Genomic DNA, 21,315 nt, shown 5'->3' with positions numbered 1-21,315 from the left:
TTCCCGGCACTCAGCCGAAAAGCTGGAGCTTGCACCGCGCCAGCTATGCAAGCTAATGCGTACCATGGGCGGGTCAGAAAACGCTATTCGCAGGTCGAGCGAGTCTGCGGCATCGGCTGAAAAGGACTGCCCGATCCCTTTCCTGCGGTCGCTGAATACCTGGGCAATGCTGCCTTCCAGTGTAGCGAGATAAGGTGAATGCGGTCCTGTGATGCATTGACGCGGCAGCGATCTCCCACGGGCCTGTTGGCGTACGACAACGGATATATGCGCCGCAGCGCAATTCGGCGTTACACTGGATTCATTCATTGAGGAGAATCAAGATGAAATGCATCGGTGTACTCCTGCTGGTCTGCGGCACCCTTGTCGGGCCGCAGCTAGCGTGCGCCGAAACGCGGCCGCTGCATCTTGCGAGTTTAGAATGGCTGCCCTACGTCGGGCGCAGTCTTCCCGATGGCGGCATGTCCGGCGCCGTCGCCAAGGCTGTCGCTGCGCGCTTCGGTCATGGCATCAAGATCGCCTACTTTCCCTGGAAGCGCGCCATGCAGGCCGGCGGCAGCGATCCCGATTTCGTCGGCTACTTCCCTGCCTACCACACGGCCGAGCGGGCACGCCAATGCCATTTTTCCGCCTCGATGGGCAACAGCACAGTCGGCCTGGCAATGCTGACCGCGGCGCCCCTGCGCTGGCGCGTGCTGGACGATTTGGCAGGCAACAAGCTGGGCGTGGTCTTGGGCTACTCGAACGGCGCCGCGTTCGACCAGATGATCAAGAGTGGCAAGCTGGCGGTCGATGCATCGGAGAGCGACACGATCAACTTGAAAAAGCTGCTGGCCGGCCGGGTTCGCGCGGTGGTGATTGACAAAGCCGTGCTGCGCTATCTTCTCGCGTCCGATCCCGCCTTGAGCAAGGAACGCGCCAAGCTGGTCTTCGACGAGCGCCCCCTTGCCGAACTGACTTTGCATGTCTGCTTCCAGCGCACGCCGCTGGGCCTGAAACTGAAGCAATCCTTCGACGCCGCACTGCTGCAAACCGATATAGCGAAGATCGAGAATGCGTATTTTGACAAGCTCGACCGCACCTTGGGTACGGTACGCCGCTAGCCGCCATGCCCCTATCGAAAGCCTGCCTTGAAGCTGCGTTTTGCAATCGTACTGGCAGTGGCGGTCGGCCTGTTAATCCCCGCCTCGATCAATGTTTACAGCAATCGCAACCGCGAGGAAGCAATGATGCATCGCTGGGAATTCGAGCACCGCCACGTGACTGATATTCTGGCGCTGGGCATGCAGGAACCCCTGTGGAACGTCAATGCCGATTCCGGCCGCCCCTTGCTCGCTTCGCTCTTTCTCGATGAGCGCATCGTCTCGATCCGGGTGCGCGATTCAAGGACTGGCGATTTCCTGGCAAAAGAGGATCCGGCGCGCCGGCGCGGACGCAGTGCCCACGTGATACGGCCGGTGGCGCGCGACGGCGTCGTGATCGGCAACGTTGATCTGGAAATGGCTGGCGGCCTGATCGACGCCGAAATCGCGGACGAGCGGCGCCACTTTGCATTGACGGTAGGCGGGGCTTTCTTGCTGTCGATGGTCATGATCGTCGCCCTGCTCCAGCGCCGCCTGCTGGGCCCGATCAAGCGCCTGATGCACGAGTCGGCGCGGCTGGCAGCAGGTGATTTCTCGCATCCCTTCGTGTGGCGAAGGGATGATGAACTCGGTGCCCTGGGGCGCAGCGTGGAGCATACGCGCCAGGCGCTGCACGCCTATTTTATCGAAATCGAGGCAAAGAACATCGCCCTTCAGGCCGAGATCGAATACCACACGCGCGCCGAGCTCGAACTCCAGCGCCACCGCGAACACCTTGAGGAACTGGTACGCGATCGCACGGCGCAGCTGCAAATTGCCAAGGAACAGGCCGAGTTCGCCAACCGCGCGAAGAGCACATTCCTGGCGAGCATGACGCACGAATTGCGCACGCCACTCAATGCGATCCTCGGCTACGCCCAGATCTTGAAACGGAACAAGGCGCTCGACGAACGCCAAGCCGCTGGATTGAACACCATCGCGCAAAGCGGCGAGCACTTGCTCATGCTCATTACCGATCTGCTCGACCTCGCCAAGATCGAGTCCGGCAAATTCGAACTGATGCCCGCCACGGTCGATCTCGCCGCCTTCATCGCCGGTGTGAAGCGCATTATCCAGGTGCGCGCCGAGCAGAAGGGCCTGGTCTTCGAGGTGTCCGCTCCCGAGCACCTGCCGCTGGTCCGACTCGACGAAAAGCGTGTGCTCCAGATCCTGCTTAACCTGCTGGGCAACGCGGTCAAGTTTACCGATCGGGGCCAGGTCAGCCTGCGCGTGACGAGCGATGGCCTGGCCGGCGCCAATGGATGCGTGCCCCTGTGCTTTGAAGTGAGCGACAGCGGCGTAGGCATGTCCGCCGACCAGCTCGAAAGCATATTCCAACCATTCGAACAGGTCGGCGATGCGCAGCGCCGGCTCGGCGGCACCGGCCTCGGGCTGGCGATCAGCCGCCAGTTGGCGCGCATGATGGGCAGCGAGATCGAGGTCGCCAGCGATGCGGGCATGGGCAGCCGCTTCTGGTTCACCCTGTCAGCGGAGCCGGCGGCCGCGACCATGGCGCCGCCGACGGCCGAGCGCGACGTGATCGGCTACCTGGGCCAGCGCAAGTCCATTCTGATCGTCGACGACATTGCGGCCAACCGGGAGATGCTGAGGGACTTGCTCACCAGCATGGGATTTGACATCGAACTCGCTTGCAATGGCCAGGTAGCGCTCGACAGCGTGCGCGAGCGAGCGCCTCACGCCATCCTGATGGACATCGTCATGCCCGTGATGGACGGGCTCGAGGCGACCCGGCGGATTCGCCGGCTGCCGGGTGCGGCCGCGTTGCCGATCATTGCCATTTCGGCCAGCGTGACCGAGGAAGACCAGGACAACTGCCTGGTCGCCGGGGCCGACGCCTTCATGACCAAGCCGGTGCACCAGAATGGCTTGCTCGAGACCTTGGGGCGCTTGCTCGGGGTGGCGCTCTGTTATGAAGAGCAAGCGGCGGCGACGGATAGCGCCGCCAACGCAACCGAGCTGACGCCGCCCCCCCGCGCCCAGCTCGAGCAGCTGTCCCGTCTCGCGGGCGAGGGCGACATGCGTGCCATCCGCGAATTGGCCGACGAGATAGAAAATGCCGATCCACGGCATGTGGCATTCGCGCGGATGCTGCGCCAGCTGGCCAAGGAGTACCAGTCGAAAGCGCTGGTCGAACTGGCGCTGCGCTACGTGGATCCCACCCCATGAAGCCCGAACGGCAGACCATCCTCATCGTGGACGACGTGCCCGCCAATATCGGCGTGCTCGTCGATTTCCTCGAGGAAAAGCAATTTCGGGTGCTGGTCGCCCGCGATGGCGAAGAAGCCCTCGCGCGCTGCCAACTGGTCAAGCCGGACCTGGTCTTGCTTGACGTGATGATGCCCGGCATCGATGGCCTGGAGACTTGCCGCAGGCTCAAGCAGCACAGCGAGACGGTGCATATTCCCGTTATCTTCATGACCGCCATGACCGACAGCGACAACGTGGTGGCTGCCTTCGAGGCCGGGGGTGTCGATTACGTGACCAAGCCGATCCGGATCACGGAAGTGCTGGCGCGCATCCATACGCACCTGGCCCTGCGCGAGATGCACCGGCAACTCTCGGCCCAGAACACGCTGCTGCAAGAAGCGAACGATCGCCTTCTTCAGGCCGAAAAGATGGCGTCGATCGGGCAGCTCGCCGCGGGCGTGGCCCATGAGATCAACAACCCGATCGGCTTCGTCAACTGCAACCTGGGGAACCTGCAAACCTATGTCACGACCTTGTTCGGGGTGATCGACGACTTCCAGCAGGCGGCCGCCGCCGCCCGTCCGGTGGCGGCGCGCATGGCCGAACTGAAGGAAGCGGCCGAGGTCGACTTCATCCGCCACGACTTCGCTTCCCTGATGGACGAGTCGCGCGACGGCCTGCAGCGTGTGAAAGACATCGTCCAGGCGCTCAAGGACTTCGCGCACGCCGACAATGCCAACACCGCCAGCGCCGACCTGCACCGGGGCCTCGACAGCACGCTGAACATCGTCAGCAGCGAAATCAGGAACAAGGCCGACGTCGTCAAGGAGTATGGCGACTTGCCCCCCGTCGAGTGCATCGCCTCCCAGCTCAACCAGGTTTTCATGAACTTGCTCGTTAACGCCGCCCATGCGATCGCGGTCAAGGGCGTGATTACGATTCGCACCGGCCGTGCCGGGCAATGGGTCTGGATCGAAATCGGCGACACCGGTGCCGGCATGAACGCCGACACCATCCAGCGTATTTTCGAGCCCTTCTTTACGACCAAGCCGATCGGCATCGGCACCGGCTTGGGCTTGTCGGTCTCGTACGGCATCGTTAAACGCCACGGCGGCCGCATCGACGTCCATAGCGAACTGGGCACGGGCAGTCAATTTACCGTTCACCTTCCTATCCACCGAGAGGCCTCCCCATGAGCCATGCAACACCGCATTCGATGCTCCCGCCCCTGCGCCCGCTGCGCAGCTATCTGTGCGGCGCTCTGCTGCTCGCCGCTTGCGGCTTGGCCGGCGCGGCCGACCCGCCGGTCTCGCCTTGGAACATCGGGGGGGCGGTACGCGTCAACTACGTCTACAAGAGCTGGCAGCCCGAGTACCGGCACGGGTTCGTCGGCCTTGATACGCTGCGCCTGGACCTGAAGTATGACGATGGACACCTGATCGGATCGGCGCAGTATCGCTACAACCATTTCCCTGCCGGGCAAGGCGGGTACACCAACAATTTCCTGCATCACGGCTGGGCTGGAGTGCGCTTTGCCGACAAGAGCGAACTGCATGTCGGTCTCGACAAGGTGCCGTTTGGCCTGCTCCCCTTCGCTTCCAACAACTTCTTCGAATCGATCGCCTACTATCTCGGCTTGGAGGATACCTATGCCCTTGGGATCAATTACGCGTGGCGCAGCGGCCCGGTGGCATGGCGGCTGGCGTACTTTGCGCGCGATGGCGGTTCCTATGGGGGCGGCGGCAACACGGCGAGCGCCTCGAACCGGTATTCCTTCAACCTGGTGCCGGACGATGACAAGCTAGGCTACGGGACGGGACAAGGTGACCGCGAGCGCGACACCCTGGTCGCGCGCGCCGCCTGGCACGCGCCCGGCGAGGCGAACACGGAACTCGGTTTGTCCCTTCTCAGCGGCGCGATCCACAGCCACAACGGCGAGCGGAGCCGGCGCCGCGCGGCAGCGATCCATGCCAAGGGCAGTCGCGGGCCGTGGACGATGATGGCCGAGGCGCTGTACTACAACCATGACACGCGCCACCTGCCCGGACAGACTTTCGGGGGGCTGGACCCGAACAGCTTCGTGATCCTGGGTGCCTTCGGCTACCCGTATCCAGTGGCAGCGAAGGGGGTCGTGTACGTGGCGAACGTGAGTTACAACATCGCCGGCAGTGCGGGCCCGTTCACTGGCTTCAAAATCTATAACGACTATAGCGTGCTGAAAAAGAAGAGCGGCGGTTTCAAGGACTCGCTGCAAAATGTGACCGGGCTGAGTTTTTCCTCCGGCAAATGGATGTTCTATGCGGATGTCATGCTCGCGAAGCACCAACCTTATATGTCGCCCGACTTTGGCGGACTTGCGGCAACGTCACCGCTGCATGACGGCTTTTCGCGACGTATCAATCTGCAGGCGGGGTATTACTTCTGATCGAAGCAGTCGATAAGCGGCCAAGTCGCTGGCAGGTGTCCAGCAACGACGTTGGCACGGCCGCTTTCAATCCTGCTGAGGATACTTTGAAAACAAAAAATCTCCGCGTTATTGGTTTTCTTTAAGAATAGAAACTATTTATGAGAGCTTGCTTGGATATTTTGAGATGCCCAACATGATGCGCCATACTGAAATATTGTTCACATATGCGCGCCTATGCCTACACCATCCGACCTTAACGTGGACCCCACCGTCAAGACAATTCGTACCGTAATTTAAGCTATTGTCATGCCACTGCGTACAGCTGCACAGCGCTGTCCTGGCTTGCTTAATTCCCCACTCCGGCGACGCCAGACTTGATCGCGACCTGCTCCGGGCAGGGCGGGGTGTGGGGCGGAGCCCCATGCCCCGCCACAGCGCTTGAAGTTAGGGAAGCACTGATTTATTCATCCAACACCATGCCGGGCTCGGGCGATACCTGAGACAATAACAGCGCCTCCACGACCGCTCAATCGATCATGCAGAAGAGTTTTTCCGATCTCGAATACGCCGCCAAGAAGAAGTTGACACGTCGTGACGTGTTCCTGGCAAAGATAGACAGTGTGACGCCATGGTCGCAGTTGCATGCGCTGATCGAACCGTTCTATCCCAAGGTTGTAGGTGCTGGCCGCCCGCCGATCGGCTTGGCGCGCATGTTGCGGATGTACGTGGTCCAGCAGTGCTTCGGTTTGTCCGATGAGGGGATCGAGGACGCGGTCTATGACAGCCAGGCGATTCGTGGCTTCGTCGGTATCGACCTCAGTCGCGAGCAGGCGCCGGACGCCACGACGCTGTTGAAATTTCGCCGCTTGCTGGAGAAGAACGAGCTCACACGCAAGATCTTCGAAACGATCAACGGGCATTTGGCGGCCCAGGGTTTGATGATGCGCGAAGGCACGATTGTGGACGCCACGCTGATAGCGGCGCCGCCATCGACCAAGAACAAGGACAAAAAACGTGATCCCGAAATGCACCAGACGAAGAAGGGGAACGACTGGCACTTCGGGCTCAAAGCGCATATTGGTGTTGACGCGAAGTCGGGACTGGTACACACGGTGGTGGCCACTGCCGCCAATGTGGCTGATGTGACGCAGGCACATGCATTGCTGCACGGCGATGAAGTGGCGGTACTGGGCGATGCGGGATACCAGGGCGTTGAAAAACGCGAAGAGAATCTTGAAACGAAAGTGACTTGGCACGTCGCAATGAAGAGAACCAAACGCAAGGCGCTGCCTGCCAACAAACTCGGCCGCATGACGGAAAAGCTGGAGCACTTGAAGGCAAGCGTGCGGGCCAAAGTTGAGCATCCGTTCCATGTCGTCAAGAACCTCTTTCGTCATCGGAAAGCGCGCTACCGCGGCTTGAAGAAAAACACTGCCCAACTGTTCACCCTGTTCGGCTTCGCGAACTTGATACTCGCGGGCCGGCAATTTACGGTCTCGGAAACCCGAACTCCGTCCTGACAATGAAAGGGCGAGAAAAACGCCCTTGAAACGGAAGAATTGGCCGCCTCAACTGTGTAGATATCGCCGATGCGGCTCGTCAGAAACGCGGCATCAAAAACTTTGCACCGCCAGCCAGAATCGTCAATAGATCAGCGCTTCCTTAGCAACGGCGTGACCGCAGCAATGCCGTATTTCTCCACGATCATCGCCAACGCGTACAGGCCGTCGAAAGACAGGCGCATGCTCACCGGATGGCCGTACAGGAAAACGCGCACCTGGCCCGGGGAAGAACATCACCGCCTCGCGATCGTCAGCACGACAGCGCCGCCCAGATCGATGCGGAGGTCGATGCCGGACATGGCCGGCGACTCTTGGATTGGCGTTGATGCCGACGAATGCTCGGGGGCTATACTGGCGGTCGCGCTACTGACGGCGCCTGGATCTATGAACGTGGCAATTGGCGCCCGTACTGCCGCGCTTTCGCTGGCGCCGTTTGCGAGTTTCGTGCGCCAGACGTGAAAGTTAGCCTGCGAGATTGCTTGATCCCGGCAGAAGGCGGCGATACTCTTGCCGCTCGCGGCGTGCAGTGCCAGGTGCTTGCGCCAAGTCGCCTCTTTCGAGGTCTGCAATTCCTGCTTGTTCATGACTCGCTCCGTGTAGTTGAACTCGGAGGAGATTGTGCCGGCACGAAGATCCGATAGATATAATGCCGCTCAGGAGCCGCTTACCCATGACCGGCAACGCACACGCCGCATGATGAAGAGGCTCCGGCGCCCGCGCAAACGCGGAACCGAAGCCCGAAGACGTTACAGCAAGGCGTTCGTATGCTCCGCATGGCGGCGATCCGCATTGGCAAGGTCCGCGATGGGGGACAGGATTCCCCGCTCGAATTCATCGAGTGGTGCGCCGCGCAGCACGCGCGCGGGCCAGTCCGGATGGGTCAGCGCGCCGCGTCCGAGCGACACGACATCGGCTTGGCCGCTTCCCATCAGGCTGGCCGCGCGTTCGGGATCGTGCAGCGATCCATTGGCGATCACGGGTACGCCCGCATGCCGTCTGGCCAGTGCAGCCAGGCTGGCGCCGTTCCCGAATGCACTCTTCCATGCTTCAAACTCGGTCGTGTGGACGTAGTCCATTGGCAGCGTTGCCAGCGCCTTGAAGATAAGCGCCGCCTCGTTTTCCCCATCACGCCACTTGTGCGTGAAATCGTTGACCTTCCCTTGGGATATGCGCACACCGACAGTGAATTCACGGCCAACCGCCGTGCGCACGGCCCGCGTGACCTCGACAATCAGCCGCAGGCGGCGCTCGACATCGCCGCCATGGCGGTCGTTGCGCAGGTTCGTCCCTTCGGTGAGGAATTGATCGAGCAGATAGCCGTTCGCCCCATGGATTTCGACGCCGTCGAAGCCTGCCTGTTTCGCCCGAAGCGCCGCGTCGGCAAAGCCATCGATTGCTTCCGAGATCTCGGCGTCACTCATCGCGCGTGGCACCGGATAGTCGCCCTGGCCCCGGTAGAACGTCATCTGTAGTCCTTTTGGCCGCACCGCGGACGGGCCCACCGTGCCATCGCGGTAAGGGTTCCCCTGCGAGAGCGCGCCGGCGTGCATCAGCTGCGCAACCACGCGTGCCCCGCCAGTGTGGACCGCGTCCGTCACCGTCGCCCAGGCATCGCGCTGGACGTCGTCGGACAGTCCGGGCTGGTTCCAGTAGCCTTGCGAATATGCCTTGTCGGTATAGATTCCCTCGGTGATGACCAACCCGAAGCCGCCCTCGGCAAAGGCGCCGTAGTAGCGCGCCATGCGCCCCGTCGCGCAGCCGCTGTCGGTTGCGCTCACGCGCGTCATGGGCGCTACCGCCAGGCGATTTCGAAGTGCCATGCGGCCGATTGCCAGGGGTTCGAACAAGCCGTCGTGCTGGCGGGCGCCATGCGTATCAGTACTCATCTCAGCTCCCTGCTTTCGGACGAACTGCGGCAATGGCTTCGATTTCGATCATGGCCGCGGGATCGTACAGGGCCTTGATTTCGGCAATCGTATCGGCCGGATACGGCGCCGCAAAGAACTGACGGCGCAGTTCCACAACTTCCTTGAAGTTGCCCATGTCGGTCACGAAGATCGTGACCTTGATGACGGCATCCAGGCCCGAGCCGCCGGCTTCTAGCGCGCGCTTGAGGTTGGCGAACGCCTGCTCGCCCTGGGCACGGAAACCGCCTTCGACAATGTTGCCATCGTCGCCGGCACCCGCTTGACCGGAGACGAACAGCAGATCGCCGAATTTGATCGCTTGAGAGAGCAGGAAGGGTTCATAATTGTCCGGCTGGGTAATAACGCGTTCGAGCATGATTTTGTCCTTCGATAACGGTAGTGGATGAGTGGTCGGCGCTGTTCGTGCCGCAGGGAGAAGATAGGCGTGCACCGTTACGTTGACAAACTCTCATTTGTCAGGCATAAGGTGAGTTATTCTCATCTGTGTGCACAATGCGGCGACTCCCACCACTCTCGGCACTACGCGCGTTTGAAGCGGCAGCCCGCCACGGCAGCTTCAAGCAGGCCGCCAATGAACTTGCCGTCACGCCGACCGCGATCAGCCATCAGATTCGCTCTCTCGAGCAATTCACTGGCTTGACGCTGTTCGAGCGGCAGGTGCGCAAAGTCGTCTTGACCGATGCCGGGCTGGAGCTGTATCCGGTGCTGCGCGACGGGTTCAATGCTTTCGAGACGGTCCTGCAGCGTCTGGGAACGGCCCAGGAACGCCGCCGGGTCATCATCTCGGCGACCAATGCGTTCATGGCGCGCTGGCTGGCGCCCCGGGTGGCGGACTTTCAAAAGTTGCACCCGGAAATCGATCTGGAACTGTACGCATCCGACCAGGCAGTCGACCTTGGGTCCGACGTGGCCGACATCGCAATTCGCTACGGGCGAGGGCCGTATCCCGGCATGGTGGCCGAGCCGCTGTTCGCCGACTGCTTCGCGCCGGTGTGCAGCCCCCAGCTCGGACCACTAGGACTGGCCGATCTGGACCAGGTCCCGTTGATCGATTTCAAGTGGACCCGCGACCATCCGCTCAACCCTACCTGGCAGAACTGGTTCGCGGCAGCAGGCTTGCCCTGGAAGGCGCGTCGCGGCCAGCTGCTTTTTTCGGATGAAGGCCATGCGATCCAGGCGGCACTGGCCGGCCAGGGAATTGCACTTCTGAGCCTTGAGCTGGTGGCCGCCGATATCGCGGCCGGGCGCCTGACGCAGCCGTTCGGCCCGAGCATACCTGGGCACACGTATCATCTGGTCCGGAGTGCGGGCCATCCACAGGCGCCGCATGTCGACTCGGCATTGGCATGGCTGCGCGGCCAGGCCCGCGGCGCGGCCTGACGAAGCCGATGGCTGCGCTAAGCCATGATGGCGCGGCAGACCACGGTCAATCGCACTCCACGTCACCGGATTGTTTATACTCGACGCAGCGCGGCAGCCTGCCGGTGTCGCTGTGTTTGGCCAGCGCCATGCAATAGGCGTAGTTGCGCTTGCTTCCCCAGAACGCCGGATCGACGTCGGCGCCCAGCACGTCGAGCTGCTTCTTGAGATAGCTCGCATCCTTGGCGATGCAAGCAAAGGTGCCTAGATAGTTTCTCGTGCGCTTTTCATCGAACGTGGCCAGGATATCCTCGAAGCCGGTCTTCATCCTGGGCCAGTGGACGTCGCCGGACGTGAACATGTCCGACGATTGCGAGTGCGACCAGTGCATGCGCGCGTACATGGTTTGTCCGAGCCGTTCCTTGGTCAGTTCGACCGCGCGCTCAACGACGTCGTTGAACTCTTCCTTGGATCCATGCCACCGTTCGGTGTGGTAGCGCGCCGCCTGATAGTGCAGATCCATATAGTAGGGGGCGATCGCGACGCCCTTCTCATACAGTGCATCGAACTTTTGCGCCGTCTCTGCCTGCGCCACGCCAACTTCCAGCATGGCGGCATACCAGGCCGGATTGGTCTTGTTGGTCGCAGCGAGGGCATCGAGCTGCGCCTTGGCCGATGCCATCCGGAGCTTGAACAATTTCCACTCCGCCGGGCTGACTGTCGGCGCGTAACCTGCTCCGCGCGCAAACCAGGCATATTTGACGGTGAAGAATGCCAACGCCAGCTTGGGCGCTGGCGACTTGGGCGACGCCTTGCTCCAGGCGCGCAAGGAAGCCTCCTGGGCGCCCGCGGTGTCGTCCGTCACGGGCGCGGAACCGCAGGTATTGAAGGACTGCGCAATGCCATCGAAAAACGCCTGCAGCGTGGAGATGCTGTCGGCAGTCATCGACTTTTCTTCCAGATAGCTGGCGTACAAGGCGTCCAGTTTTTTATAGTCCTTTTTCTCGAAAATCGCTTGTACCTCGTCGACGACAACATTCGTCGGCCGCGCGCGCTTGTTTGCAGAGCACCCTGCGTACGCCGACTGAATGGATAGGAGCAGCACGAAGGAACATGCTGAAATACGGGATAAATGTTGCCAGGATGGGGTCATAAAAGCGTAGTGTGGGCAAACAGCGTGTGTTCGCCAGGGTGAAGTAAAGGCATCGTGTCCGATGAATTATTGAGTATCCTGCATGCATTTTACAGTGCGCCGCCTCGTCGTCCGCTGCGGCTGGACCGGGACCACATCAAGCCCGGGACATTGTTCGACGGCACAGCCGGCACGCCGGAGAGGGAAAATGCCGGCTGGCGCGCACTGGCGGAACGCCTGAACCGACTATTTTTCGGGATATCGTGGGCGCTCCACGTATGCACAAATTTTTTCTGTCCTTTCTTGCCCGATTCTTTTATCCTGCGCCTACCATTTTCAGCCTCAGGAGATAACGTGTCGAAACTCATTCCGATTACCCTGCTGGCCCTGCCCGCGTTCGCCATGAACGCCGTGGCGGCCGGCCCGGCGGCGCCCGCCAGCGCAGGCGGCAAAGCCGATGTGCTGCCGTTCAAGGCCACCGAAAAAACCCTCGCCAACGGCTTGAAGATCATCGTCGTCCCGACCGGCTTTCCAAACCTGGTGTCGGTACAGATTCCGGTCCAGACCGGTTCGCGCAACGAGATTGAGCCGGGCAAGTCGGGCTTCGCGCACTTTTTTGAGCACATGATGTTCCGGGGCACCAAAGCCTATCCGCCTGAAAAGTACCAGGACGTCATCACCAAATCGGGTGCGCGCCAGAATGCCTATACCAGCGACGACCTGACCAATTACTACACCACCTTCGCCAAGGACGACCTGGAAACCATCCTCAAGGTCGAGGCCGACCGCTTCCAGAATTTGTCGTACGGCGAAGACGCGTTCAAGACCGAATCGCGCGCCGTGCTGGGCGAATACAACAAGAACAGCGCCAATCCGATCTCCAAAATGTTCGAGGTGCAGCGCGACACGGCCTACACCACGCATACCTACAAGCACACCACGATGGGCTTCATCAAGGACATCGAGGACATGCCGAACCAGTACGCGTACTCGAAAGTGTTCTTCGACCGCTGGTATCGCCCGGAACGCACCACGGTGATCATCGCCGGCGACGTCGACCCGCAGAAAGCCATCGCCCTGGTCGAGAAATACTGGAGCAAATGGCAAAAAGGCAGCTACAAGAGCGAAGTGCCGGTGGAACCGGCCGCGCGCGGCGCGCTCTACAAGCATGTGCCCTGGCCGACGCAGACGCCGCCGCTGGTGACGGTGGGTTTCCGCGCGCCGGCGTTTTCGACCACCGCGAAAGACCATGCCGCGCTGTCGATGCTGCTGTCGCTCTCCTTCGGCCGCACCTCGCCGCTCTACAAGCGTCTGATGCAGGATGAACAGAAGGTCGACCAGTTCAGCGACTACACGCCGGGCCGGGTCGATGCGAACCTGGCCACCATCATCGCCCGCGTCAAGAAGCCAGAGGATGCCGTGTACGTACGCGACCAGATCCTGCAAACGGTCGCGCAGCTGCGCACCGTGCCGGTCACCGAACAAGCGCTGGCGGACGCCAAATCGGCCCAAAAATACGGCCTGATCCGCTCGCTCGACAACACCGAACAGATCGCCGGCACGCTGGCGTCCTACGTGCACTACAACCGTTCCTACGGCACGCTCAACCAGTTCTACCGCCTCACCGACAGCCTGACCCCGGCCGACCTGCTGGCCGCCGCCCGCAAGTACCTGGTCGACGACGGCATGATCGTCACCACCCTGTCCAACCAGGCGCTGCCGGAATCGATGGCCACCCTGCCCTCGCTGGCAAGCCTGGCGGCGCCCGCCGCCGAAGCCAAGGTCGACGTGCTGGTACAAAAATCGGCGCTGCCGCAAATCCGCTTCAAGCTGCTGTTCGCCGCCGGTTCGGCGCACGACCCGAAAGGCAAGGAAGGCCTGGCGGCGCTGACCGCGATGATGGTCGCCTCGGCCGGTTCGAGCGAGCGCAAGACCGACGAAGTGACCAAGGCCCTGTTCCCGCTGGCCGGCTCGTTCACCGAGCAGACCGACAAGGAAATGACCACCTTCACCGGCTCGATCCACAAGGATAACTGGAAGCAGTACCTGACCGTGGCCATGCCGCAGCTGGTTTCTCCTGGCTTTCGCGAGGAAGATTTCCGCCGCCTCAAGGATTCGCTCAAGAATGCCCTGCTGGTCGACCTGAAAGACAATAACGAAGAAGAACTGGGCAAGGAACGCCTGCAAACCAACGTCTTCGCCGGCACGCCGTATGCCCATCCGGTGCTCGGCACGGCCAAGGGCATCGACGCGATCACCCTGGACGACGTCAAGGACTTCTACAAAAAAGCCTACACCCAGGGCGCGGTCCGGGTCGGCATTTCCGGCGACGTATCCGACGACATGACGGCCGCGCTCAAGCAGGCGCTGGCCAAGCTGCCGGCCGGTGCCGGTTTGCCGGTCACCACCGTGCCGGTAGCCCGCATGCCGAACGGCCTGGAAGTGGAGATCATCGAAAAGAACACGCGCGCGACCGCCCTCTCGTTCGGCTTGCCGATCGAGGTGCGCCGCGGCCATCCGGACTTCCCGGCGCTGTGGCTGGCCAAGACCTTCCTGGGCGAACACCGCGCCTCGAATGCCTACCTGTACCAGCGCATCCGCGAACTGCGCGGCATGAACTATGGCGACTACACCTACATCGAAGCTTTCCCGCGCGGCATGTTCCAGTTCTTCCCGAACCCGAACGTCGGCCGCAAGGGCCAGCTGTTCGAGGTCTGGATTCGTCCGGTCGCGCCGGAAAACGCCCACCTCGCGCTGCGCATCGCCTTGACCGAACTCGACAAGGTGATCCAGCAGGGCTTGACCGAGCAACAGTTCGAGATCACGCGCGGCTATTTGATGAAGAACGTGTTCGTGATGACGGCCACGCAAGACCAGTACCTCGGTTACGCGCTCGATTCCCAATGGTACGGCACGCCTGAGTTCACCAAGATGATGCGCGATGGCTTGAGCAAGCTGACCCTGGCCGACCTCAACGCCGCGATCAAGAAGCACCTGTCGACCAAGAACCTGTCGCTCGTGTTCATCACCAAGGATGCGGCTGGACTCAAGGAAAAACTGGTGACCGACGCGGTGTCGACGATCAAGTACGACGGCAACAAGCCGCAGAGCTTGCTCGACGAAGACAAGGTCATCGGCAGCATGAAGCTCAACATCAAGCCCGAGGCGGTGAAAATCACCCCGGCGAGCGCGGTGTTCGCCGAGTAAAGCTGCACTCAGGCGTACGCCAGGCCGCGTCCAGAGAGGGGCGCGGCCTGGCGCGTCGCAGCGAGATCAGGAAGTCATGCGCTCCCAGCCATGCCTGATCGCCGCCTTCATCTTTTCCCAGGTCGACCCGGGATTGCGCGCCTCCCAATCGGTGCGCAGCCCGGGCTCGATTTCTTCCCACTGACGCCCGCGATAGATCTCGCTCCCCGCCATGCTGGTGCCGTAGCGGTAGGCCGGCGCGTAGTCGTCGTAGCTGCCGCCCTCGCGCGCGAACGTGCTGGTCCAGTGGCCACGGAAGTAGGCTTCGTCGTCGGGCCCGATCTGTTCGATGTCCACCTCGGTATGGCGCACGGTATCGTTGATCTGCTCCCGGCGCTGCGTCACTTCCTTGCCGACGATGACTTCTTCCACCATGCGCGCCGACTTCTCAACCACCGCTTCTTCCGCCGTTTCGCGCAGTTCGATCGTGTTTTCCTGGAAGGCGGCAATGTCGGCCGGGTCAACCAGCTTGTCCACCGCGCGCCGCTCCACGTTGATGTGTTCCTCGCGCAGGCCGATGCTTTCGCTCACCGGCGTTTCCACGATGCGCTGGTAGATCCGCACCCCGCCGCGCTGCACTTCGCGCTTGCCGACCTTGATTTCTTCCTGGATCACGGGAATGGCCGTGGTGCCGGCCGCGCGCTGCTGCGAGTCCGTCATGGCCGCGCCCTGGGCGCTGCCAAAGCCGCCCTGGGACGAGCCGAACGTCGACTGCTGCGACATCGCTTGCCCGCGCATGGCGTCGCCGCCCTGCATGCCACCCTGCCACTGGCTGGAATGCTCGTCGATGTCGACCGGTCCGTAGCGCTCGACAATATCGGCCGCGCGCTCCACCTCGGGCTCGTTCGGCGCCGTGACGGTCAGCACATAGTGACCGCGCGCAACGGCGTCGGAATACATCCGCGCATGTTCGCTGCGTTCACCGCCGAACAGATCGGTGAAAAAGTGCTTGATGCTCGATCCGAGCGATGCGTCCTCGCCGGCATCGGCCGTGCGGCCCGGGTCGCCCGGGACACCATCGCTCAAGCGCACGTTTTGGCGTGAAAAACCCGACCCGACCAGGTCGTCGAGCGCCTGCTGGGCATCGCTGCGATGATCGAATACCGCTACCAGTGTGTGTTCCATGATGACTACCTCCGTATTGTTGAATTCGCTTCCTTGTGAGGGCCTTCGTCGAACCGTTCGACGACCACGTCTTCCGCGCGCAGCATGACGGTCCCCGATTGCGTGCGGGAGCGCTGGATGCGCGTGATGTGCACTTCTTCCTTGATGCGCAGGCGCCGTTCGGTCACCAGCACTTCTTCGACCACCGGCACGATCAGCGTGTCGCCTTCCTGGCGCGCGGACGGCGCCTGGGACAGGGGCACGATCTTGTCGACGATCACATGCCTGACGTCGAGCTCGTCATACAGCAGGGTTTCGTCGATGTGATGGGGATGTTCGCTGACGGTTTTGTGAATGCGCACGCCGCGGCCGGTGTCGACGACCCGCGTTCCCACCTGCAGTTCCTCGCGGTGCAGCGCCACGGTCAGCGTGTCACCGTCGGGCTCGCCGGGTGCTTCGGGACAATCGGTTGCCATGAATGTCGCTCCTCGAAAAACGCTGCAGCAGGAGCGGACCAGAGTACCGCAAAGCGCGCCGACCTTGCGCACCATTGACCTCCCTCAAGTTTTAACTGAGCGCGAAGTCGAAGCTTGAGTTTTGCCCGCATGTGGGCTCAGGAGGAAACCGCAATGGCAGTGCCGTCCATCACGCTGACCGAGCTGGCCGAACGCAGCGGCGCGCCGCAGGCACCGGCGCCGCCCGACATCGAACCGCTGGCGCAGGAACGGCGTTTTCGCAGTGCGGCCTGGCAGCGCTGGCCCTGACCTTGGTGCGCCGGTCAATCCCAGGCGAAGTTGTCGTTCACGGCATGAAGCCACGAATTGAGGGGTCGGGGATTGTCAAGCTTCAGAGAGTCGTTGACCCGCTCGATGCGGTCAGCCTGGCCCAAATGCTTTCCGATTTGATTCCACGGCCCCATATTTTCGTGCAAATCAACGTGGGACTTGCCGATTTTGCCGTCGATGGAATAGTTCTCCGGCATCTGTTCCAGCTTTTCAGGCTTCGGAAACTGTGCCAGCGTCGCCTTCATGATTTTGTCAATCATGCTGCAGCCGGCCTGTGCCACCATTGCCCAGTTTTCGGTGTTCGGCCCGTCATCGACCAGTTGCAGCTTGTCCGTATTGACTTTCGGTGTATCGAAAAACTGCGCTTGAGGCGAAGCAAGTTCGATCTTCACGTCCTGATACAATCCGCCCGAGTAAAAGAGGATGATCATGCGCATGATATCGCTCATTGCGACGTAAGATTTTTTCGCCAGCAGAATATTGAGTATCGGCATGAACTTACCCACCCAGTCCGGCCGGTCTTCCCACAATGCCATGGTCGCCGAAAAATCCACCTCCTTCAGCCCGAAATCATCGATACTGACGGCGCGAAATTTCAGTCGGTCAACGACCTCGAAACCCGCGTCGTTCTCCCTGGCGTTCTTGTACACCCAGATCAGGTTTTGCCATCCCGCTGCCTTGGTACCCTTACGGGTGGCGATGCCATGTCGAAACTCTTCGTTCGTGGCGTACTCGCCCTCGACCCAGATACTGTGGATACGCTTGCTATCCAAGTCCACTGCCTCGACTTTCGCCGGCAGTTTCGTCTTGATGGACTCGATCAGTGCCTTCCAAACGTCGGCGAACTCGGATTGCGCGTGTTTCTCAAGCACCGCGATCTGCGCCTCTACAGCTGAGGCGGTATTTTCCGTGATGGAGGCAAATTCCGCCTCCACATAATTAAGAAATTCGAGCGCATCTTTCACTTCCTGCGGCATCTCATCGCGTATTTCCGCCTTGACCAACTGAGCGACGCCGCCAGCGCTCGGCGTTGCGTGCGACACCGGTGCAATCTGCCGCCGTCTTTGATGAGCGCCGTCGGCCACGGCCTGCATGGCTCGCAATTGACGCGTCCTTGGGCTTTGATGCATGGACGCCTGGATTAGCGCCTGGCTTGCGGTGCTGGGCCGCCTGTCGGTCAACGGCATACCGCTATCAAACACCGCCTGTGCTGGCGCGTCGGCGCTAGCGCGCGGCATTGAGACGGTATCAGCGTGCGCGTGGACTTTTGTGGACATGGCGGCGGCAATCTGAAAAAGTTCGCTGGTCTGAGGTGCACCGCCGACGATTCTATCATCGTGCACGGCAGTGTCAGGCCTGTGATGAAAACATGCCGGTTCACTGGTACGAGCCGCTTGCGTCACCCTATCAGACCCAACACCGCCGTGGCTCGGTCGAACGGCTTGTCACCTCGTCCACCACCATGTTCGCCAGCGTCAAGCTGGCTGCATCGACAGTTCAGAAGCTTGTTTGCCGGCGGCGAAATTCCAGTGGTGTGCACCCGGCCTCGCGCTTGAAGAACTTGCTGAAATTGGTGGGCTCGTCGAAACCCAGCTTCTCGGCGATGCTGACGACCGACAAGTCCGTATGAACAAGCAGGCGTTTCGCTTCCAGTGCGATCCGCGTTGCGATGAAGACTTTGGCCGACATGCCCATGGATGCCATCACGGCACGTGCCAGCGTTTTCTCGGTGTAACCGAGTTCGCCGGCATAGTCAGCCACATGATGCCACTGCGCAAAGCGTTCTTCCACAAGCTGATAGAAGCGCTTGAAGCGTTGCGATGCAGGAGATGCCAGTGGCTCCTGTGCTTGCCGTCTGCCTTGCAAAATAATCAGCCGTGCCAGAAGCGTATGGAGCTGATGGCGCAGTAATGCATGAACGTCCGCCTGCGGCGCCTCGATCAGCGTGTCCTCGCGCATTTGCTCAAGCAATTCCGTCACCTTGCGCAGCTCCGGGCCACTCAGGACCATGTGTTCCGGCAGCCTCTCCAGATCGCGCGCGCGTTTGAGATCGTGAGACGTCGCCGCAACCGGGACGACGAATTCAGGGCGGAATAGAACGTTCCAGCCGTCCCACGCTTCATCCCGTCCGTAGTTATGGGCCTGTCCTGCTCGCAACACAAGCAGCGATCCCGGCGCGCAGGAGACCGACTTGAAGTCGACCATCTGGGAGCATTTTCCCTGCGTGACGCAGACCAAGGTGTGGAACTCATACCGATGGGTGAGTCGCAGTTGTTCCTTGGCCCTGTGCCTCAGGTCGGACACGGAAAAGACTTCCACGTCAAGCTGGTAGCTTGCTTGGGGCTGATAACCCAGGCGCTGAATATCCGCGTTCACCATCATCCTTTCCGGCGCGGCCTGTGCCGCTTTAGAACGCATGACAAAACCCCTTACCTGCTCTGATAGCGACAACTTCGTACACTGAGCCATTCCACCGTTGCTATCGGCCAGAAGAGTACCTCCAGGATTATCAAGCATCACCGCGAAAAGTCTCGCGCTACGAGGCAATGGCGTGGACGGCGCGTATCGCGAAAGCCTGTCGGTGCGATCAAGAACTGCGCGGCTTCGGACTCGCCCCACAGTCCTGAGGCGACACTAAAATTGCGCGGCAAGTCGGCCTGACAATTCATTCAACCCAGACGCGCAAAAGCGCGCAGGTTCCCGGCGCTGGGTCGGGGTATCGATCCGCATGGCCCGATTATACCGAAAGGAGGCCCTTGGGTCACTGTTCGATCGAGATGCTTTTAGCGAAAATGCATTCTTGGCGATCCGGGGCTGCAAGAGCAGGACATTTCTCAGCTGCACCAACCCGCTTGAAATAATACGGCAGCAGGCCAGCCCACGCATGCAGCATACCGACGCCAGTGCGCTCCCGGAACAAGCAATCGCCGCGGGGAATCTGGCGTGGGCATGACGTACCACCACCCTTCATTTTTCATGTAAAGGAAACACCATGAGCAAGCGCGCAGTCGTCGTAGTCGACCTCCAGAACGAGTATCTTCGGACTGGAAAATTGCCCTTGGTCGGCATCGACCAGGCACTGAACAACGCCGCCCGTATCATCTCGGCGGCCCGCAACAAAGGTGACCTGGTGGTCCACGTTCGACACGAATCCGCACCGGGCGCTGCGTTCTTTGTCCCCGGCACCGACGGCGTCGAGATTCACCCGTCCGTTGCTCCGCAGGAAGGCGAGCAGGTGATTGTAAAACATGCTCCTAACTCCTTCCTGAACACCACCCTGAAGCAGCTACTCGACGAGCAGAACGTCGAAGAAGTCACGATTGTGGGCGCGATGAGCCACATGTGCGTGGACGCGACCACACGTGCGGCGTCGGACTTCGGTTACAAGACGACCGTCGTGGATGACGCATGCGCGACTCGCGAGCTGGAGTTTCGTGGCGAAACCGTCCCAGCCGCCCAAGTCCATGCGGCGATGATGGCAGCGCTGGAGTTTGCCTATGCCAAGGTTACTACTACGGAAGAGTACATTTCCGGATAAAGCCTGAAGGCAGTAGCGTCCCATTCAGTTCGCAGGTATTGCGCAATGTCCGCCTCGGGTCGATGGTGGCCATGTTCGTAGACGGGCTGATGCCATGGCCCAAGCACTTCTTCCCGAAGACCTTTTGTCGCTGCTAGCAGCTCAGCTCCCGACGCACCGCCGATCGCCACAAGGCGGTCGGCCACGCATCAGCGATCGCGCGGCTCTAACGGAATCGTGTTTATTCTCAAGACTGGAATACCGTGGTTTTTCGTGGACTGCGCATACGGCGTGAGCAACGAGCAGACATCCACCAAGCGCCCTTTCGCTTGCATGCTCTGCAGAGAGCTATTGCTGAGAATGTCCATTAAGTATCATTTAATGTCGGCGATCTACCGCTCATATTGCTCATCAATGTCCAATAATGACCATCTTTGAGCCACTTGTAAGGACGAGCAATGAAGACAGCAGACGTCAGCAAGATCACCGAAACCATCGTCGCATTGGAACTGGCGATCAACGAGCGCTGGAATAAAGGCGACGTGGACGGCGCGCTGGAAATGTACAGCGAGGACGTGACTTATTTCGACCCTGTCACCGAGAGGCGGCTGGACGGCCGCAAGACGGTGGAGACGTACTTTCGTCAGTTCTTCGAGGGCAAGCTCAACATCTTGCGCAACGAGTTCCCTAATCCACAGGTGATCGTCAGCGATGGCGGTGACCTTGCGGTGCTGCACTACAACTTGATCAACATCGTTCCTGACGGACAAGGTGGCGAGAAGCAGGGCACGCCCTGGAACTCCACCCAGGTCTATCGCCTCATCGACGGCCAGTGGCGCGTGGTACATGTGAACTGGTCGTTCACGCACAACCTGGCCGCCTTGCACGCCATGTCGTCCTGAGTTCTCCCGACGAAACCCAGTACCCGCAGAGCCTTGCCGGGGGC

18 protein-coding genes are annotated in these 21,315 nt (G+C 60.9%); 10 read left to right on the top strand and 8 right to left on the bottom strand.

The genetic code is table 11. The annotated features are described in order from the left end of the window. The first annotated feature begins 323 nt into the window (after window positions 1–323). The 5 genes from CR152_RS23215 to CR152_RS23195 all read left to right on the top strand — a co-directional run bounded on the left by CR152_RS23215 (window position 324) and on the right by CR152_RS23195 (window position 7,256). Window positions 324–1,103 carry a substrate-binding periplasmic protein gene (locus tag CR152_RS23215; protein WP_099878927.1) on the top strand — a complete coding sequence of 260 codons (780 nt, stop codon included), beginning with the start codon at window positions 324–326 and terminating at the stop codon, window positions 1,101–1,103. Window positions 1,104–1,130: 27 nt separating this feature from the next. Next, window positions 1,131–3,308, top strand: coding sequence for a response regulator (locus CR152_RS23210; protein WP_099878925.1), 2,178 nt, complete (start codon window positions 1,131–1,133; stop codon window positions 3,306–3,308). After that, complete coding sequence (locus CR152_RS23205; RefSeq protein WP_099878923.1) at window positions 3,305–4,525, top strand: response regulator; 1,221 nt, start codon at window positions 3,305–3,307, stop codon at window positions 4,523–4,525. The genes CR152_RS23210 and CR152_RS23205 overlap by 4 nt, the downstream gene beginning before the upstream one ends. Next, on the top strand, window positions 4,522–5,754 hold the full coding sequence (locus CR152_RS23200) for a hypothetical protein (protein ID WP_229413535.1): 1,233 nt from the start codon (window positions 4,522–4,524) through the stop codon (window positions 5,752–5,754). Before CR152_RS23205 ends, CR152_RS23200 begins: the two co-directional genes overlap by 4 nt. A 518-nt stretch (window positions 5,755–6,272) precedes the next feature. Continuing rightward, a complete protein-coding gene (locus tag CR152_RS23195; RefSeq protein WP_099874165.1) occupies window positions 6,273–7,256 on the top strand; it encodes an IS5 family transposase in 984 nt (327 codons plus the stop codon). A gap of 275 nt (window positions 7,257–7,531) precedes the next feature. Here the strand turns inward: CR152_RS23195 and tnpA are convergent, their stop codons facing one another. From tnpA to CR152_RS23180, 3 genes are all read right to left on the bottom strand, one after another. Next, window positions 7,532–7,882, bottom strand: a complete 351-nt coding sequence (tnpA, locus tag CR152_RS23190; protein WP_099878921.1) for an IS66 family insertion sequence element accessory protein TnpA — start codon at window positions 7,880–7,882, stop codon at window positions 7,532–7,534. A 162-nt stretch (window positions 7,883–8,044) separates the two neighbouring features. After that, entirely contained in the window at window positions 8,045–9,184 is a 1,140-nt protein-coding gene (locus CR152_RS23185; protein WP_099878919.1) for an NADH:flavin oxidoreductase, read from the bottom strand. A gap of 1 nt (window position 9,185) precedes the next feature. Then, a complete protein-coding gene (locus CR152_RS23180; RefSeq protein ID WP_099878917.1) occupies window positions 9,186–9,581 on the bottom strand; it encodes a RidA family protein in 396 nt (131 codons plus the stop codon). Between the two features lie 137 nt (window positions 9,582–9,718). On the opposite strand from CR152_RS23180, the gene CR152_RS23175 reads away from it, so the two are divergent. Next, window positions 9,719–10,606: a LysR substrate-binding domain-containing protein gene (locus CR152_RS23175; RefSeq protein WP_099878915.1), complete on the top strand. Its 888-nt coding sequence runs from the start codon at window positions 9,719–9,721 to the stop codon at window positions 10,604–10,606. Window positions 10,607–10,652: 46 nt separating this feature from the next. Here CR152_RS23175 and CR152_RS23170 read toward each other — a convergent pair whose 3' ends face one another. Continuing rightward, window positions 10,653–11,690 carry a DUF4034 domain-containing protein gene (locus tag CR152_RS23170; protein WP_157778681.1) on the bottom strand — a complete coding sequence of 346 codons (1,038 nt, stop codon included), beginning with the start codon at window positions 11,688–11,690 and terminating at the stop codon, window positions 10,653–10,655. A gap of 381 nt (window positions 11,691–12,071) precedes the next feature. Between CR152_RS23170 and CR152_RS23165 the strand changes: the two genes are divergently transcribed. After that, complete coding sequence (locus CR152_RS23165; protein ID WP_208640182.1) at window positions 12,072–14,924, top strand: M16 family metallopeptidase; 2,853 nt, start codon at window positions 12,072–12,074, stop codon at window positions 14,922–14,924. A gap of 66 nt (window positions 14,925–14,990) precedes the next feature. Here CR152_RS23165 and CR152_RS23160 read toward each other — a convergent pair whose 3' ends face one another. Continuing rightward, window positions 14,991–16,088: a YsnF/AvaK domain-containing protein gene (locus CR152_RS23160; protein WP_099878911.1), complete on the bottom strand. Its 1,098-nt coding sequence runs from the start codon at window positions 16,086–16,088 to the stop codon at window positions 14,991–14,993. Between the two features lie 5 nt (window positions 16,089–16,093). Continuing rightward, on the bottom strand, window positions 16,094–16,543 hold the full coding sequence (locus tag CR152_RS23155; RefSeq protein ID WP_229413532.1) for a YsnF/AvaK domain-containing protein: 450 nt from the start codon (window positions 16,541–16,543) through the stop codon (window positions 16,094–16,096). Between the two features lie 153 nt (window positions 16,544–16,696). On the opposite strand from CR152_RS23155, the gene CR152_RS34715 reads away from it, so the two are divergent. Beyond that, window positions 16,697–16,831 (top strand): hypothetical protein, encoded by a 135-nt coding sequence (locus tag CR152_RS34715; RefSeq protein ID WP_267876248.1) that lies wholly within the window; start codon window positions 16,697–16,699, stop codon window positions 16,829–16,831. Between the two features lie 14 nt (window positions 16,832–16,845). Here the strand turns inward: CR152_RS34715 and CR152_RS23150 are convergent, their stop codons facing one another. Next, window positions 16,846–18,195 carry a glycosyltransferase family 32 protein gene (locus CR152_RS23150; RefSeq protein WP_099878909.1) on the bottom strand — a complete coding sequence of 450 codons (1,350 nt, stop codon included), beginning with the start codon at window positions 18,193–18,195 and terminating at the stop codon, window positions 16,846–16,848. Window positions 18,196–18,349: 154 nt separating this feature from the next. After that, complete coding sequence (locus CR152_RS23145) at window positions 18,350–19,270, bottom strand: helix-turn-helix domain-containing protein (protein ID WP_099882682.1); 921 nt, start codon at window positions 19,268–19,270, stop codon at window positions 18,350–18,352. A 574-nt stretch (window positions 19,271–19,844) separates the two neighbouring features. Between CR152_RS23145 and CR152_RS23135 the strand changes: the two genes are divergently transcribed. Continuing rightward, the gene (locus tag CR152_RS23135; RefSeq protein ID WP_099878906.1) at window positions 19,845–20,390 is read left to right on the top strand and encodes a cysteine hydrolase family protein; all 546 of its coding nucleotides are present in this window, start codon (window positions 19,845–19,847) and stop codon (window positions 20,388–20,390) included. A 437-nt stretch (window positions 20,391–20,827) separates the two neighbouring features. Beyond that, complete coding sequence (locus CR152_RS23130) at window positions 20,828–21,271, top strand: YybH family protein (RefSeq protein ID WP_099878903.1); 444 nt, start codon at window positions 20,828–20,830, stop codon at window positions 21,269–21,271. Window positions 21,272–21,315: the final 44 nt, after the last annotated feature.

It is taken from the genome of Massilia violaceinigra (assembly GCF_002752675.1).
Taxonomy (GTDB): Bacteria; Pseudomonadota; Gammaproteobacteria; order Burkholderiales; family Burkholderiaceae_D; genus Telluria_A; species Telluria_A violaceinigra.
The sequence above is the reverse complement of the archived record's forward strand: the minus strand, read 5'-3'. Positions and strand labels throughout refer to the sequence as shown.